General features: G+C 60.3%; 13 protein-coding genes, 1 tRNA gene and 1 pseudogene. 6 read left to right on the top strand and 9 right to left on the bottom strand.

Annotation, left to right across the window (positions count from 1 at the left end):
• Positions 1 to 92: 92 nt before the first annotated feature.
• The 3 genes from C7441_RS13780 to C7441_RS13770 are packed head-to-tail and all read right to left on the bottom strand — an operon-like array spanning position 93 to position 3430.
• On the bottom strand, positions 93 to 1100 hold the full coding sequence (locus tag C7441_RS13780; RefSeq protein ID WP_109613353.1) for an ABC transporter permease: 1008 nt from the start codon (positions 1098 to 1100) through the stop codon (positions 93 to 95).
• Positions 1087 to 2661 (bottom strand): sugar ABC transporter ATP-binding protein, encoded by a 1575-nt coding sequence (locus C7441_RS13775; RefSeq protein WP_210205652.1) that lies wholly within the window; start codon positions 2659 to 2661, stop codon positions 1087 to 1089. Before C7441_RS13775 ends, C7441_RS13780 begins: the two co-directional genes overlap by 14 nt.
• A 19-nt stretch (positions 2662 to 2680) precedes the next feature.
• Positions 2681 to 3430, bottom strand: coding sequence for an SDR family oxidoreductase (locus C7441_RS13770; protein WP_109613351.1), 750 nt, complete (start codon positions 3428 to 3430; stop codon positions 2681 to 2683).
• 142 nt (positions 3431 to 3572) lie between these two features.
• Here C7441_RS13770 and C7441_RS13765 point away from each other — a divergent pair, with 142 nt between their 5' ends.
• The gene (locus C7441_RS13765; protein ID WP_109613350.1) at positions 3573 to 4337 is read left to right on the top strand and encodes an IclR family transcriptional regulator; all 765 of its coding nucleotides are present in this window, start codon (positions 3573 to 3575) and stop codon (positions 4335 to 4337) included.
• A 148-nt stretch (positions 4338 to 4485) separates the two neighbouring features.
• Here C7441_RS13765 and pdxR read toward each other — a convergent pair whose 3' ends face one another.
• The 3 genes from pdxR to C7441_RS13750 form a co-directional block, all read right to left on the bottom strand.
• The gene (gene pdxR / locus C7441_RS13760) at positions 4486 to 5919 is read right to left on the bottom strand and encodes a MocR-like pyridoxine biosynthesis transcription factor PdxR (protein ID WP_109613349.1); all 1434 of its coding nucleotides are present in this window, start codon (positions 5917 to 5919) and stop codon (positions 4486 to 4488) included.
• A gap of 316 nt (positions 5920 to 6235) precedes the next feature.
• Positions 6236 to 6916, bottom strand: coding sequence for an MOSC domain-containing protein (locus tag C7441_RS13755; RefSeq protein ID WP_170125129.1), 681 nt, complete (start codon positions 6914 to 6916; stop codon positions 6236 to 6238).
• A gap of 78 nt (positions 6917 to 6994) precedes the next feature.
• Positions 6995 to 7068 (bottom strand) — tRNA-Cys (locus C7441_RS13750).
• Between the two features lie 287 nt (positions 7069 to 7355).
• Here C7441_RS13750 and C7441_RS13745 point away from each other — a divergent pair.
• From C7441_RS13745 to C7441_RS13725, 5 genes and pseudogenes are all read left to right on the top strand, one after another.
• On the top strand, positions 7356 to 7838 hold the full coding sequence (locus tag C7441_RS13745; RefSeq protein ID WP_109613347.1) for a redoxin domain-containing protein: 483 nt from the start codon (positions 7356 to 7358) through the stop codon (positions 7836 to 7838).
• 206 nt (positions 7839 to 8044) lie between these two features.
• Positions 8045 to 9205: pseudogene (locus C7441_RS13740) on the top strand (acetylornithine transaminase); the annotation flags it as partial.
• A 104-nt stretch (positions 9206 to 9309) separates the two neighbouring features.
• Positions 9310 to 10008: a phosphatidylserine decarboxylase gene (locus tag C7441_RS13735; RefSeq protein WP_109613345.1), complete on the top strand. Its 699-nt coding sequence runs from the start codon at positions 9310 to 9312 to the stop codon at positions 10006 to 10008.
• 122 nt (positions 10009 to 10130) lie between these two features.
• Positions 10131 to 10367, top strand: a complete 237-nt coding sequence (locus C7441_RS13730; protein WP_109613344.1) for a thioredoxin domain-containing protein — start codon at positions 10131 to 10133, stop codon at positions 10365 to 10367.
• A 22-nt stretch (positions 10368 to 10389) separates the two neighbouring features.
• A complete protein-coding gene (locus tag C7441_RS13725; protein WP_109613343.1) occupies positions 10390 to 11094 on the top strand; it encodes a glutamine amidotransferase in 705 nt (234 codons plus the stop codon).
• Positions 11095 to 11157: 63 nt separating this feature from the next.
• On the opposite strand, the gene C7441_RS13720 is transcribed toward C7441_RS13725, so the two are convergent.
• From C7441_RS13720 to C7441_RS13710, 3 genes are all read right to left on the bottom strand, one after another.
• Positions 11158 to 11883 carry a GntR family transcriptional regulator gene (locus tag C7441_RS13720; protein ID WP_210205651.1) on the bottom strand — a complete coding sequence of 242 codons (726 nt, stop codon included), beginning with the start codon at positions 11881 to 11883 and terminating at the stop codon, positions 11158 to 11160.
• 241 nt (positions 11884 to 12124) lie between these two features.
• Positions 12125 to 12994, bottom strand: a complete 870-nt coding sequence (locus C7441_RS13715; protein ID WP_109613341.1) for an alpha/beta hydrolase — start codon at positions 12992 to 12994, stop codon at positions 12125 to 12127.
• 10 nt (positions 12995 to 13004) lie between these two features.
• A complete protein-coding gene (locus C7441_RS13710) occupies positions 13005 to 14660 on the bottom strand; it encodes an MFS transporter (RefSeq protein WP_109613340.1) in 1656 nt (551 codons plus the stop codon).
• Between the last annotated feature and the right edge of the window lies 1 nt (position 14661).

Genomic DNA, 14661 nt, shown 5'->3' with positions numbered 1-14661 from the left:
CCTCCTGTGCGGTTCCGTTCACTCTCATTTCAACTTTCTGCATCGGGAACGTTGGCCGCCCCTCTCATTGTTGAGCGAATGTCGTCTTCGGCTCAGCCCATGCGCTGCCTGCGCATCATGTCGGCATAGACGGCAAGGATGATGATCGCGCCGGTGACCACCGTCTGCCATTCCTGAGCCACCGAAAGAATGCGCAGGCCATTGGCGAGCACCGACATGATGAGCGCGCCTATCAGCGTGCCGAGAATGGTGCCGCGCCCGCCCGAAAGCGAAGTGCCGCCAATCACCACGGCAGCGATCGCCTCAAGCTCATAACCAAGACCAAGCGCCGGCTGCGCGGAGTTGAGACGCGAGGCGATCAGCAGGCCGGCAATGCCGCAGATGCCGCCGGCCAGCGCATAGACGGCCATCTTCCATCTGTCGGTATTAACGCCGGACAGGCGCACCGATTCTTCATTGGAGCCAAGCGCGAATGTGTAGCGGCCAAGCACCGTGCGCCCCAGAATGTAGCTTGCCGCCCCGGCCACCAGAAACAGGATCAGAACGCCGTTGGGGATCGGCAGCACCGGAATGACGGACCCGATCAGCGAGCCTAGGGAAATCTCCGTAAAACCCGGCGTATCGTTGAAGTAGATCGGCCTTGTGCCGGAAATCACCAGCGACAGCCCCTTCAGCATCAGCATCATGCCAAGTGTGGCGATGAACGGCGGAATTTTCATCTTGGCAACGAAGGTGCCGGATACCAGACCGCAAAGCGCACCTGCCCCAATCGCGGCGATGATGCCAAGCGGCAGCGGCAATCCCCAATAGGTCAGCACGACACCGGCAATCACGGCGCAGAAAGTCATCAGCGTACCGACGGAAAGATCGATACCGCCGGTGATGATCACCAGAGTGGCGGCGACCGCCAGCACGCCGTTGACCGAGGTCGCCTGCAGGATCGCGATGATGTTCGACGTCTGCATGAAATTGGGCGAAGCGAGACTGAAACCGATCAGCAGAACGATCAGGCTCATGAAGGCGAGTAACTTCTGCTGTGCTCCGCCCGTGAACAGACGTGCCACGCCTCCCCCCTGCCGGCCGGCTTCAATGCTGCTCATGGGCCGCTCCTGTCGGTTGCATGGCGGTTTCGCGCATCGTTGCAAGACGCATGATATCCTCCTGACTGGTCTGCGCTCCGCCCGGCAGGATTCCCGTGAGGCGGCCTTCACACATCACCGCAATGCGGTGGCTGAGGCGCAGCACCTCCGGCAATTCGGAAGAGATGACGATGATCGCGCGCCCCTGCTCCGCCAAACTGTTCAGCAGTTTGTAGATTTCACTCTTCGCGCCGACATCGATGCCGCGCGTCGGCTCGTCGAAGATGAGCACATCGCAATCGCGCAGCAGCCATTTGGCAATCACCACCTTCTGCTGGTTGCCGCCGGAAAGAAGGCGCACTTCCTGCCTGTCTGAAGGGGTGCGGATGGCAAGCTGCCGGATTGCGGATTGCGCCGCATCACGCATGGCCGGTTCGTCCAGTTGTCCCAGCCGACCTGTGAAGCGCGCAAGGCTGGCCATGGCGATATTGGCGCGCACATCCATGCCCACAGCGAGGCCGAAATGCTTCCGGTCCTCCGAGAGATAGCCGATGCCGACCTGAACGGCGTGGGCTGGAGTGCGGATATCGACTTCCCGGCCACCCACGAGTATCGTCCCGGAATCGCGCGGGTCCGCACCGAAGATCGCGCGCGCTACCTCGGTGCGCCCGGCCCCCATCAGGCCGGCAAAACCGAGTATTTCGCCTTTGCGCAGGCTGAAACTGACATCGCGTATTTCGCGCCCGCGCGACAGGCCCCGCACCTCCAGCGCCACCGGCGCATCGGTCAGCTCCGGCACTTCGACAGCACTCTCCGTCAGCGCCCGGCCAACCATCATGGAGATGATGCGCCCCACCGGCGTCGAGGCGGCATCGACCGTGTCCACATATTGGCCGTCGCGCATCACAGTCACCCGGTCGGCAACCCGCTTCAGCTCATCCATCTTGTGCGAGATATAGATGATACCGACACCTTCAGCCTTCAGCCGGCGGATGATGACGAACAACTCCTCGATCTCGGCATTGTTGAGCGCCGCCGTCGGCTCGTCCATGATGAGAACGCGGGAATGGAAGGAGAGCGCCTTGGCGATCTCCACCATTTGCTGGCGGGCAATCGTCAGGCCTCCCACCGGGGTGCGCGGATCGAGCTGCAGGTTCATGGAGGCGAATATGTCGGCCGCCTGCCGGTTCAGCGCCACCTCGTCCAGCCGCCCGAAGGCCAGCCTCGGCTCACGCCCGATGAAGATGTTCTGGGCTGCGGTCAGGTCATTCATCAGGCTCAACTCCTGATGAATAATGCTGATGCCCGCGTCCTGCGCGGCGCGCGGGCTTGTAATATCCACCTGCTGGCCGTCGATGAGCACTTCGCCGCCATCGCGTGAATAAACGCCGGATAGGACTTTCATCAGCGTGGATTTGCCTGCGCCATTCTCGCCCATCAGCGCATGAACCTCGCCCGGCAGCAATTCGAAGCTGACATTGCTGAGCGCATGAACGCCGGGAAACCGCTTTTCTATGCCGCGCATGGAAACGACGGGCAATACGGCATTCGCTGCGGGTTTCGTGGCTGCTGTTCCGGACATCGCCACCCTCCCCGAACCGTCAGATCGTCACGCCGCCGTCAACGAGCATCGCCTGCCCGGTCACGAAGCGGCTTTCGTCAGACAGCAGATAAACCACCATCGGCGCAATATCGCTGACCGTCGCCAGACGCCCCATGGGCTGGCGGGCGGTGAAATCCTTTTCGGCCTGCACCGGATCGGCTGCGGACGCGATGCGGCCGCGCAAGGAGGGCGTGTCGACCGTGCCGGGACACAGCGCGTTGCAACGCACCCCGCGCGTGACGAAATCGGCGGCGACCGCCTTGGTCAGACCTATCACCGCGGCCTTGGTCGTGCCGTAAGCGGCGCGGTTGACGAAGCCTTTGATCGACGAGGCCATCGAAGCCATGTTGAGAATGGAAACGCTGCCCGTTTCGCCAGCCCGTTCCAGCATGGCAGGCAGGAAGGCTTGCGTCATGCGATACATGGAGGTGACGTTGAGGTCCATGCTGAACGCCCAGTCGTCCTCGCTGAGATCGAGAATGGTGCCGTGATGGACAAACCCTGCGCAATTGAAAAGCCCGTCGAGCGGCCCGAGGCGTGCTGCAAGGGCGTCGATTGCCGAACGGTCACGAACATCCAGGCGGTGCGTTTCGATGGCGGAATTTCCGGCGGCGAGCGTAGCCAGACCTTCCCCTGCAATGTCCACCGCAACAACGCTGGCGCCTTCGGCCGCGCAGGCCAACGCACTGGCGCGTCCAATACCCTGAGCCGCCGCGGATATGAGGATCCGCTTTCCGTCCAGTCTCATATAACGATCTCCTCCCGCTTGAGCCGAAGCTCAATAATCGTTTATATGCGAATAGTCTATTCATATATGAAGGCATTGTGCAACATCAAAGTTGACAGCCGCCCGTTTTCTCAATCAATGCATCCGGCCCCGGAGAACGCATGTGAACAGCAAGAAAACCACCGAAGACCGCTATCGCGCGCCAGCCCTTGATAAGGGGCTGGATATTCTGGAACTCCTTTCCAGCCAGCCGCACGGGCTGACGCGCGCCGAAATCGTCAAGGCCATGGGCCGGGGGCCGAGTGAAATCTACCGGATGCTCGAACGGCTGGTGGCGCGTGACTATGTCAGCCGGTCCATTGAAGGTGACCGCTATGCGTTGACCATGAAGCTGTTCATGCTGGGCAGCCAGCATCCGCCGCTGCGGCGCCTCAGCGCCCGCGCCCTGCCCCTGATGGACCAATTCGCCCGAGCCACCCACCAGTCCATACATCTGGTGGCCCCGGAAAGAGGATACGCCATTGTGGTTGCGCAGGCCAGCAGCCCCGCCCATTGGGAATTCCGGCTGCGCACCGGCGCGCAGCTCGATCTGCTGACCACCGGCTCGGGACAGACGCTGCTGGCATTCCAGAGCCCGGACCGTCGCCATGAAACGCTAGCGATCTGGGGCAGCGATGCCCAGCAGCGCCATCTTGCAGAGCTTGAACCCGTTCTGGAAGAGGTGCGCGGCAAGGGCTACCGTATCGGCGACAGCCTTCAGCTTGTCGGTGTACGCGATATTTCAGTCCCGGTTTTCGCCCCGTCGGGAGATGCGCTGGCGGTTCTGACCTGCCCCTATTTCGAGCGCCTCGATGATGCACAGGCAGCAGACGTCAAAACCGCGCTTGCCCACCTTCAGGACGTTTCCGTGAAGCTTTCCATCGCCTGACATCGATTTTTCCGGAAAGACACCACGAGTTTATTCGCGGTGCATCCGACACGGAGCCGGGTACAGGATGGCGCAGCTCTTACGGTCGTTCGCCGCAGCAGCACAGGGCGATCGAAGGCGCCAGCTGGCATCTTCTATCGTGAGGTCTCTAAGGTGCCGTACGATGAAGGATTTCGACGGCGCGCAGCGTCTCTTTCTGGTCAAGACTGGCGAAGCCTAACCGAAATGCTTCAGGGGGCCGTGTCGTATCCAGTTCAAAGCGAATCCCGGGAAGAACCGAAAGGCCAAATTTGGCCGCGTTCGCCGCCCAGGTTTCCGCACTCAACCCGTGTCTGAGCCGCAACCAGATGGCAAGTCCGCCGGCCGGCAGTGTGAACTCCGCCCGGTCCGCGAGTCGTTCCGCAAGCAATTGCGCCAGAAACTCGCGGCGCACCTGATAGACTTTCCGCGCCTTGCGCGCATGCCGTTTGATGGTGCCGTCCTCGATCAGGTTGGCGAGGGCGTGCTCCAGTGGCAGGTCGCCCTGGCGATCCAGCGCCTCGCGCCGATCGGCCATCTGGAGCAGGATCTTCGGTGGCGCGACGGCGTAGCCGACGCGGATGCCTGGCGCGAGCAGTTTGGACAACGATCCGAGATAGATGACAGGCAGGTCGTCCTGGCCCCGTGCCGCAAGCGGAAGAATGGGCCGGCCATCGAAACGATATTCATTATCGTAGTCGTCCTCGATCACCACGAGGCCGTGGCGCCGGGCGATTTCCATCAGGCGCAGCCGTCTGCCTGCCCCCAGCGTCACTGTGGTCGGATATTGATGGTGGGGCGTCACATATACGGCCCGCAATCGTTCGTTTGCGCGCGCAAGGTGTTCAAGCGCGTCCACATCAATGCCCCCGGCATCTACGGGAACGCCTATGACGCTCGCACCGGCCGCGCGGAACGCCGACCAGGCGAGGGGATATCCGGGTCGTTCCACCGCGATGGCGGCTCCTGGCTCCGCGATGGCTGAGGCCGCGAGAAAAAGCGCCATCTGGCTACCCCGAGTCACGAGAATGTCGGTCGCCGAGGAAGGCAGCCCGCGCTCGTCGCGCAGATAGGACGACAACGACTTGCGCAGGATCAGGCTTCCACGGGGGTCGCCATACGCACCCCCCGATGCGAAAGCGGCACTCGACAGCGCACGGCGGAAGGCCTGGGCAAAGGCCGCGGTTGGAACGAGGCGAACATCGGGCGACCCGTCCGACAGACTGAGCATTGGTTTTTGGGCGCCGGTCATCAGGCTCGCATTGCTGACCGATCGCTCCGGTTTGGAGCGCTTGACGATATCGGGGAGATCACTTGCCACGAAGGTCCCGCGAGACGGTTCGGTGGCGAGCCAACCCTGCATAATGAGTTCGTGGTAGGCCGCATCGACTGTATTGCGGTTCAGTCGCAAGCTTCGCGCCAGCGCCCGGGTGCCTGGAAGCGGGTCGCCGGATTTGAGGCGCCCCCGTTCGATCTCCTCGATGATGGTGCGCGCCAGCGCCAGGAAGATCGGCTCCCTGCTATCCGGCCTGACCTCGATCGCCAATGTCGTACCTTTGCCCATCCGGCATGTCTTTCATACGTTGGATGATCCATCCGGCTGGGCCGGATCAACTTCATGGCACGAAGAAGCAAGAAGTACAATTTTGCTGTTGTCGCAGTGTCTTGTCTGCCTACGCGGAAGGCCTCCCCCAGCGTTCCGCCGCAGGATTTCCATCAGGATGGGTTCGATTTTCTCGTCGATCTTGGCCTGCTGCTTATGGCAAAGCTTGGGGGAGCCGTAGAGTATGGTTGCAAACCATATCCGACGAGAGAGGATTGTGCTCTCAATCGATCAATTCTGGTGATCTGCAAGGGCGCTACCGGCTGCTGCCGCCGGTTCAGGTGCCCTGAAGGCGCCGCGACCAATTTTCAACCTGCCGGGTCTCAAGCCGTTTTCGCGCATAGCCGCGCCAGCTGTCCGGCAGGTGTGCGAGCGACGCCATCTCGGCGAGTTCGCCGAGATTCATCGTGTCGACGTAAAGGGTTCGCCACGCCCGGCGAATGGTCCATTCGGGGGACACGCGATCCTCGAGAGCGAGCGCGTCTCCCACTTCGATGAAGCCTTCCTCGATCACCCTGTAATACCAGCCCGTCAGGCCGGTCCTTTGCACCAGCAGCGCCATGTCGGGAACATCGAAGCGTGCATTCAGCTTCCAACATGGCTGGCGACCCTGGCTGACCTGAACGACAGCCTGTCCGATCCTGAATATGTCGCCGATTGCCGCCTCGTTCTCGGTCAGGCCTCGGGTCGACAGGTTCTCTCCGAATGCGCCCGGCCGCACCAGGACATCGCGCGGCCCTATCACATCGATCCAATGTGCATAGTGCTCGAAGGCGTAGTGATGAAGAGCCTTGTCGGGGCCGCCATGATGCTTGCGGTCGCCCTGGGCATCGCCGGTTAGACCTTCGCGACCCAGAAAGATGCGTCCGGTCACCGGGTATTTGTCGATGCCGCTCGGGGCGGCTTTCAAGCCGAGAGGGGCGACTTTTCCAGTCAGGATCTGATCGATGGTTGTCATATCGAGCACCTCGGCGCCCGCTGCCGGCTGAACCATCTGGGCGTGTTGCAATATCCAGTTCCACGATGTTTCGCGAACTGGAGGCCGGACCTGGATTCGAACCAGGCTAAGCGGATTTGCAATCCGCCGCGTAACCGCTCCGCCATCCGGCCTCGTCCCTAGGACACTGGCGCATTTAGCAAAAGCGCTTTCGGTTGTTATCAGCCGGATGGCGGATTTTCGCTAAGCCGGTCCGGATTGGTGCGTCGGCCACATAGACCGGCCCATCACACTGGTCATATCCGGCCCTCCATTCGTGCGGACAACCGCATAGCCTGTGGCGGTTGGCTTGGCGGCCATTATCCAGGGTGCCGCAATAGTGCCACGACTGGGCGCGTCTCCAAGCTGGGCCCAGTCCTCCGTCCCGCGTGTCGCGGCCGGTTTCATTAGGAGAACGGAAATGATCGGCCAGCCCGCGCCTGAACTTGACGTTGCTCAGTGGTTCAATACGCCCGAGCCGCTGACCATTGCGGGACTGAGGGGCAAGATCGTGGTTTTGCATGCATTCCAGATGCTTTGTCCCGGATGTGTGCGATCCGGTCTGCCGCAGGCTCAGAGAATAGCCGCGCTGTTTTCGCCAAAGGAAGTCGCCGTCATCGGCATCCACACGGTCTTCGAGCATCATGAGGCGATGACGCCGGTGTCGCTGGCGGCCTTTATCCATGAGTACCGGCTCGGTTTCCCAATCGCCGTGGACCGGCCCGGCGGAGATGGACCCATCCCGCGCACCATGGCCGCTTACCAGATGCGCGGCACACCAAGCCTCGTCCTTATCGACCGGGACGGAATGATCCGCCGCCACAGTTTCGGCGCCGAGGAGGATCTGCAGGTCGGAGCGGAAATAGCCTTCCTGCTCACGCAAGCCCGCCACCCGGAAGAATAGGCCGCGAAATGGCAGTGCATCTTTTCTGTCCTGGGCGCCGGATATTGCACGCGCATTGAACCGGCCCAGTTGTTTTCGACAACCCGACCCTGTTTTGCCAGTCCTTTTAACGAGTAGCCTTTTAGCTCCCACAGGAGACCCGCCAGTGTTGCCTCGAATATTCCATCTGACCGCTCCTGTCCTGCGTCGTCTCGTAGTAAACGGCCATGTCTGATCCGCTTCTTCCCATCGGCAAGCGTCTCGACCTCGCCTTTGAGTTTGGTAAGGGAGCGTGGCTTTATACGCGCAACGGAGACCGCTATCTCGACTTCGCGTCGGGTATCGCCGTTAACTCACTCGGTCACAGCCACCCGCATCTCGTCAAGACGTTGAAGGCTCAGATCGGTCGGCTCTGGCACACCTCAAATCTTGTCCGGATCCCGGATGGCGAGCGCCTGGCGGGGAGATTGGTCGACGCGACCTTCGCTGACGTCGTCTTCTTCGCCAATTCGGGCGGCGAAGCCAACGAGGCGGCGGTCAAGATGGCGCGCCGGTTCCATGCCGCCGCGGGCGCCCCCGAGCGCTATCGTGTCGTTACCTTCACAGGCGCCTTTCATGGCCGGACATTGGCGATGATCGCGGCCACAGGATATAGTCGCTATCTTGACGGCTTTGGGCCGAAGGTTGACGGTTTCGACCAGGTCGCGCTCGGCGATTGGTCGGCGCTCGACAAAATCATCACGCCGGCCACTGCCGCCCTGATGCTGGAGCCGATCCAGGGTGAAGGCGGGTTGCGGACGGTCGATCCCGAAACCCTTTGCCGGCTCCGCGACATTTGCGATGAACGCGGGTTGCTGCTGATCCTCGACGAGATCCAGTCCGGCGTCGGACGCACCGGCAAATTCCTCGCTCATGAATGGGCTGGCATCGCGCCGGATATCGTGACCCTCGCGAAAGGAATCGGTGGCGGATTTCCCATGGGTGCCTGCCTTGCGACCCGGAGGGCCGCGAGCGGAATGGTGCAGGGAAGCCATGGCACGACCTTCGGCGGCAATCCGCTGGCTATGGCTGCCGGCAATGCGGTGCTCGATATCGTTCTGGACGTCGATTTTCTCAAGCGTGTCGTCAGCATGGGGAAACTGTTTCGCACGCACCTTGATCGGGCCCGATGCAAATATGGCGATTTGATCGCGGAGGTTCGCGGCGTCGGCCTGCTTCAGGGCGTCCAGACGGTTGTCGATGCGCGGAAATTTGTCGATGCGCTTCGGGCACAGCATCTGATGGCCATCTCCGCGCGCGACAATGTCGTGCGGTTTGCGCCGCCCTTGACCGTCCTGCCGCGTGAAATCAATGACGCCGCTCGCCGCATCGAAGCGGCATGCGAATTCTTGCGCGAATGGAAGCTTCAGCCGCAAGGACAGCAGCCGGAGCCCGAGAACGTGCGAACGACCCTGCCTGTGGACGGGCGATCGGAGGATATGGAACCTCTTTCATGAGCATTGGGGCTTCCATCAAGAACGGCCTGGTTCCGATCCACAAGGCCGGCTATCCCTTCATAGCGATCGGGATCGTGGCGATGGCCGGGTTCGCGTTCCTGTCGGCGTCGCTGGCATGGCTAAGTGCTATCGTCACGCTATGGGTCTGCTACTTCTTCCGTGACCCGCCACGTACGACGCCCGTTCAAGACGGGCTCGTCGTGGCCCCCGCCGACGGACGGGTCAGCATGATCACTGAGATTTTGCCGCCGCCCGAGCTCGATATGCCGGCTGAGCGGATGTTACGGATCTCGATCTTCCTGAGTATCTTCGACTGCCACGTGAACCGCGCGCCGATCGCGGGCCGGATTGCGCGCATCGCCTATACACCCGGCCGATTCTTCAATGCGGATCTGGACAAGGCGAGTGAATACAATGAACGAAACGCCATCGCGCTCGACACAATTCACGGCCCCGTCGTCGTTGTGCAGATAGCAGGGTTTATCGCGCGTCGCATCGTACACTGGGTGGCCGAGGACCATCGCCTCGAGATGGGCCATAGATTCGGGCTTGTCCGCTTCGGTTCGCGTCTCGACGTCTACCTTCCGGTCGGGACACCCGTCCTCGTCGCAGTCGGCCAGATCGCAACGGCGGGCGAAACGGTCCTCGCCGATTTTCGCGGGCCAATGTCCGAACGGGGATACAGCACCACGTAAAGGTGCAGGAGCCGGCCCATTCGCATTGGGATATCCGGCACGTCACAGCACATCGTGATCTGACTACGCTTTCAACTGAGATCGGCGCAATGCCGCGCCGGTCTGGACTGGAGAAAATTGAAATGACAGAAAAAGCCATTTTCTATCATGCAGGCTGCTCCGTGTGTGTGGATGCCGAACAGCGTTTTGCCGGCGCCCTCGACAAGAGCCGGTTCGATGTCGAGATCGTCCATCTCGGCGAGCAGAAGGGGCGACTGGCCGAAGCCAAGGCGGCCGGTGTCAGGTCTGTGCCCGCCTTTGTCATCGGCGAGGACGTCTATCACATCAATCATGGTGCCGACATCTCGGCGGTTGGCTAAGAGCGCACGAGGGTCTACCGTTATGCTGAAGACGGCGGTCGTTATCAGGCATGTCGAATTCGAAGACCTGGGAACATTCGAGGCCGTTTTAACGGCCGCGGGCTACAGGATTCATTACTACGATCTCGGCATAAACGATCTGTGGACGCTCGATCCGCTACTTCCCAGCCTTCTCGTCGTCCTCGGCGGGCCAGTAGGCGTCTATGAAGACGACGCCTACCCCTTTCTCGCCGAGGAGCGGGGGCTCCTCGAGGCACGGCTGGCGGCGAACTTGCCGACCCTCGGAATATGCCTGGGCGCGCAGCAGATCGCGGCCACGCTCGGCGCCAGGGTCGCACCGACTGGTGTCAAGGAAATCGGGTTCTCCGAACTCACACTCACGGAGGACGGGTGCGGAAGCCCCTTGCGTCATCTCGACGGAGTATCGGTTCTGCATTGGCATGGCGATGCCTTCGAAATCCCCGAGGGGGCCGTCAATCTGGCGTCGACCTCGCTGTGTGGGACGCAGGGATTTGCGCTTGGACGCAACATCCTGGGGCTGCAGTTCCATCCGGAGGTCAACGCTTGTGCGGGCATGGAGCGATGGCTCGTCGGTCATGCAGTCGAACTGGCGGCCGCAGGCATCGACCCGTGCACCTTGCGTGCCGATGCTCGGCGCTTCGGACCGCCATTGCGTGCGGGCGCACGAAAGATGCTTACCGAGTGGCTGCAGGAACTGGCGGTCTGAATTCGAGCCTGACTTTCCGGTGTCGGGTGTGAGGCGTGGAACACAAACGCCGCAACCTACGTCCTATCCGGCTTCCATCCATCGTGTGACAATGTCAGTCGTCCGCAGGATATGGTTGCTCATAGCCGCGCGGGCTACCTTGCCATCCCGGCGTTCGAGCGCGGACAGGATTTCCTCGTGTTGCTTGATGTTCTCTTCCATCAAGCTGTGAGGCATCTGCGATGCATAGCCGAGTATCGGGCCGACCGCATCGTTCTGCATCTCGGAGATGAATTCCATCAGCCGTTCGTTGTGGCTGGCCGTGGCGATTATGGTGTGGAATGTCTCGTTGTATGACAGCCACTTGGAGGCCTTGCCCTCGGTCGTTTGCCGCCGCAGGGCATGGGCGTATCCATCCTGGCAGGTACGGAGATTTTTTAGATCCTTGTCAGTCAGCCAGTCTACCGCCAGTTCGGCCGCCAGCCCTTCGAGTTCCGCCCGGATCTGAAAGGCCTCGCGCACACCACGCAGGGTTGGCGTCGCCACCTCGGCCCGGCCGGAAGCCGTGAGGGAGATGACGCGTTTTGCTTCCAGAAAGCGAAGCGCCTCGCGGATCGGCGTCCTGCTGGTCGCAAATTCCGCAGCCAGTTCGTACTGGCTGAGGGTGTCACCGGGCGCATATTTTCCCGCCCTTATGCGCTTGAGTATCTCTTCCGAAATCTCGATCGAAGAACGGGCACCCGCTCCGGCTTTTGCAGACAATTGCTGACTCCTCTTTGTGTTTCCCGGTCTCTGCACCCAGTTTGCCACCCGCCATGCGAAATGAACGCTTGGCCGACAAACCACTTGATCACGGTGCGCAAACGCTAAGCCCAATATGGGAGGCTTCAAGGAAACCACCCATACTGACGACCATCGAAAACCGCACGTATCGATCTGCCCACAAGGTGGGGTCATGTAAGGAGCCGTCGCTTCCACTCCGCGCGTTTGCGGGCCCTTTGCCGGATACAGGCTGCAATCCCATCGTTGCAACTTGTATTTGACCTGCTCGCTAGAGATTAACCTGTAGCGGTGCCGACGGATAATTGGCCATATCGCTGCAATGGCGAAGAATGGCCTGAACCAGCGAGCCATTTTCCTTGAAGGCGTCACATGCTTCGAAGTGGTTCCGACCTTCCAGCGGCAGCAATGACGCGATGTATTCCGGCCAGGCGTCGGCCAGGTTTTGCGTTTGCCAGACAAAGGCTTCCGACTCGTTTGTGCCATAGGACAAATGAATGGGGATCTCGGGATTTGGCCGGCTCAGAATGGGCGAGTTTCTAACTGCGCTCTCACAATCAAGCCGCAGATCGCCCAGAAAGGGCAAGGTTACCAGCGGCCTTAGGTCATAAACCCCACTGGTCGCGAACACCGCGCTCGTCAAGGCCGACGGCAAGTCACCGCGATGGTGTTGCCCATAGGTCAGCGCCATCATGACCGCCAGATGAGCGCCGGCCGAATGACCCGCAGTGATGATGCGACGTCGGTCAATTCCCAATTCCTCTGCATTATCATGCAGCCAGATATGTGCTCGCACGACCTGATCATACATTTGCTCCAGGTAGTAGTCGGGCGCCAGACCGTAATCCAGCACAGCAACCGAGACGCCCTGTTCTACAAAGCGGCTTGCGACCCAGGCGAATTCGCTACGCTCACGCGATTTCCAGTAGCCTCCATGAATGAACACGAGCAGGGGAGCCTGATCTCTTCCGCATGAGAAGAAATCCAGCGTCTCCACCACGCAGTTTCCATATGATTTCCCTTGAAGTATCGGGGGATGCTTTGCCAGCGCGGCGGCAGACCAATCCTGCCAGTGCCGGATGTGGTCGGTAAAGTTCGGCACATGCAGATGAGTGTTATAGTTGAACACGGAATCCATCATTGTCTCTCCGTCAATTAATTTCGCTTCCACGCGTTTCCGGCATGAAAAACAGGGCTATCAGTGCGGTTCCGGAGGCAATGATGATCGGATACCATAGGCCTGCATAAATATCGCCGGTGTGCTGGGTGATCATGAAAGTGATGGTTGGCAGCAGGCCTCCAAACCATCCGTTTCCGATATTGAATGGTAGCGACAAGCCGGAATACCTGATTTTGGTCGGGAAAATTTCCACCAATTGCGCTCCCAACGGTCCCAAAGTCATCGCCCCCAGCGCAACAATCACCATCAGCAGGAATATGATCCGAGGCATGTTTGCTTTTGTCATATCCGCCTTGGCCGGATAGTTCTCCGCGTTCAGGTGGTCTTGTATTTCCTTTGCGAATTGCGTTCGCGCAACTTCGTCCTCCGGGGCGGCATCGGGAAATGGGACGGTGCGATCTCCGATTTGCACATGGGCCGGGCCATCCTCGGCTTCGATCATGCGAAACGCCACACCGCGACCGTTGAGCGTATTTTTCGCGACGTTACAGAGCCCGTCTCGATTGCCCGAGTTGAGGAAAGGCAACCCGCTCGCGCAATCTGCCTTCCCGGCCACGAGCGTTACGGGCGAATTTTCGTGAGCAAGAACCAGGGCCGGATTGGCGCTGATCGCAAGAGAGTTGAATATCGGGAAATACAGAAGCGCTGCGGCAACGCATCCCGTTATAATTACCGGCTTTCTTCCGATGAAGTCCGAAATCCAGGCGAAGAAAAGCAGAAATACCACCCCGGATACCATAAGGAGTATCATGAGGTTGTTCGTTGTCGAGGATTCAACGCCCAAGGTTTTGTTCATGAAGAACATTACGTAGAGCGTCGCGGTTTGCCACACGACCGCTTGCCCGGCAACGCCTCCCAGGAGGGCAATAACGGAAATGCGCAAGTTCGCCCGTGTCGCAAATGCTTCCTTGAGCGGAGACCGGGATTCGGTGCCTTCGGATTTCATCTGCAGGAACACGGGGGACTCTTCCATCTTGGTTCGAACCCAGATGGCGAGTATCAGGAATGGTCCCGCCAGCAGGAAAGGTATGCGCCAACCCCAATCGTTGAACGCCGCATCGCCCAAGCCGCCCTGCGTCAAGGAAATGACCCCAACGGACATAAGCAGGCCGATAGGGACGGTGATCTGAATGAAGCCGGTGAACAGTCCGCGCCGTTTGCGAGGCGCATGTTCCGCTACGTAGACGAGAGCGCCCCCATATTCGCCGCCGATCGCCAATCCTTGAATGACTCTCAGCATTACCAGCATGATCGGAGCGGCAAGTCCGACCTGCGCGTGGGTGGGCAGCAGTCCCACGGCCACCGTTGAGAGCCCCATCAGAACCAGCGTGATGAGGAAAGTGCGTTTTCTGCCGACCGTGTCCCCCAGGCGTCCGAAAACGAGCCCGCCGATGGGCCGGACCAAAAAGCCGATTGCGAATGTTATCAGCGCAAACAGAAAGCCCAGCGTTTCATTGACGCCGGAGAAAAATTTCACGGCGATGATTTGGGACAGATAGGCATAGAGGAAAAATTCGTACCACTCGATAATGGTCCCGAGGGAGGACGCGACAACAACCTTAATGCGCTCCCTGTTGAAATGCCTTGATGTGTGAATGGCTGGAGAGGATATGTCGGTGGCGCCCATG

The sequence above is a fragment of the Pseudaminobacter salicylatoxidans genome (assembly GCF_003148475.1).
In the GTDB taxonomy this organism is placed as follows: domain Bacteria; phylum Pseudomonadota; class Alphaproteobacteria; order Rhizobiales; family Rhizobiaceae; genus Pseudaminobacter; species Pseudaminobacter salicylatoxidans.
The sequence above is the reverse complement of the archived record's forward strand: the minus strand, read 5'-3'. Positions and strand labels throughout refer to the sequence as shown.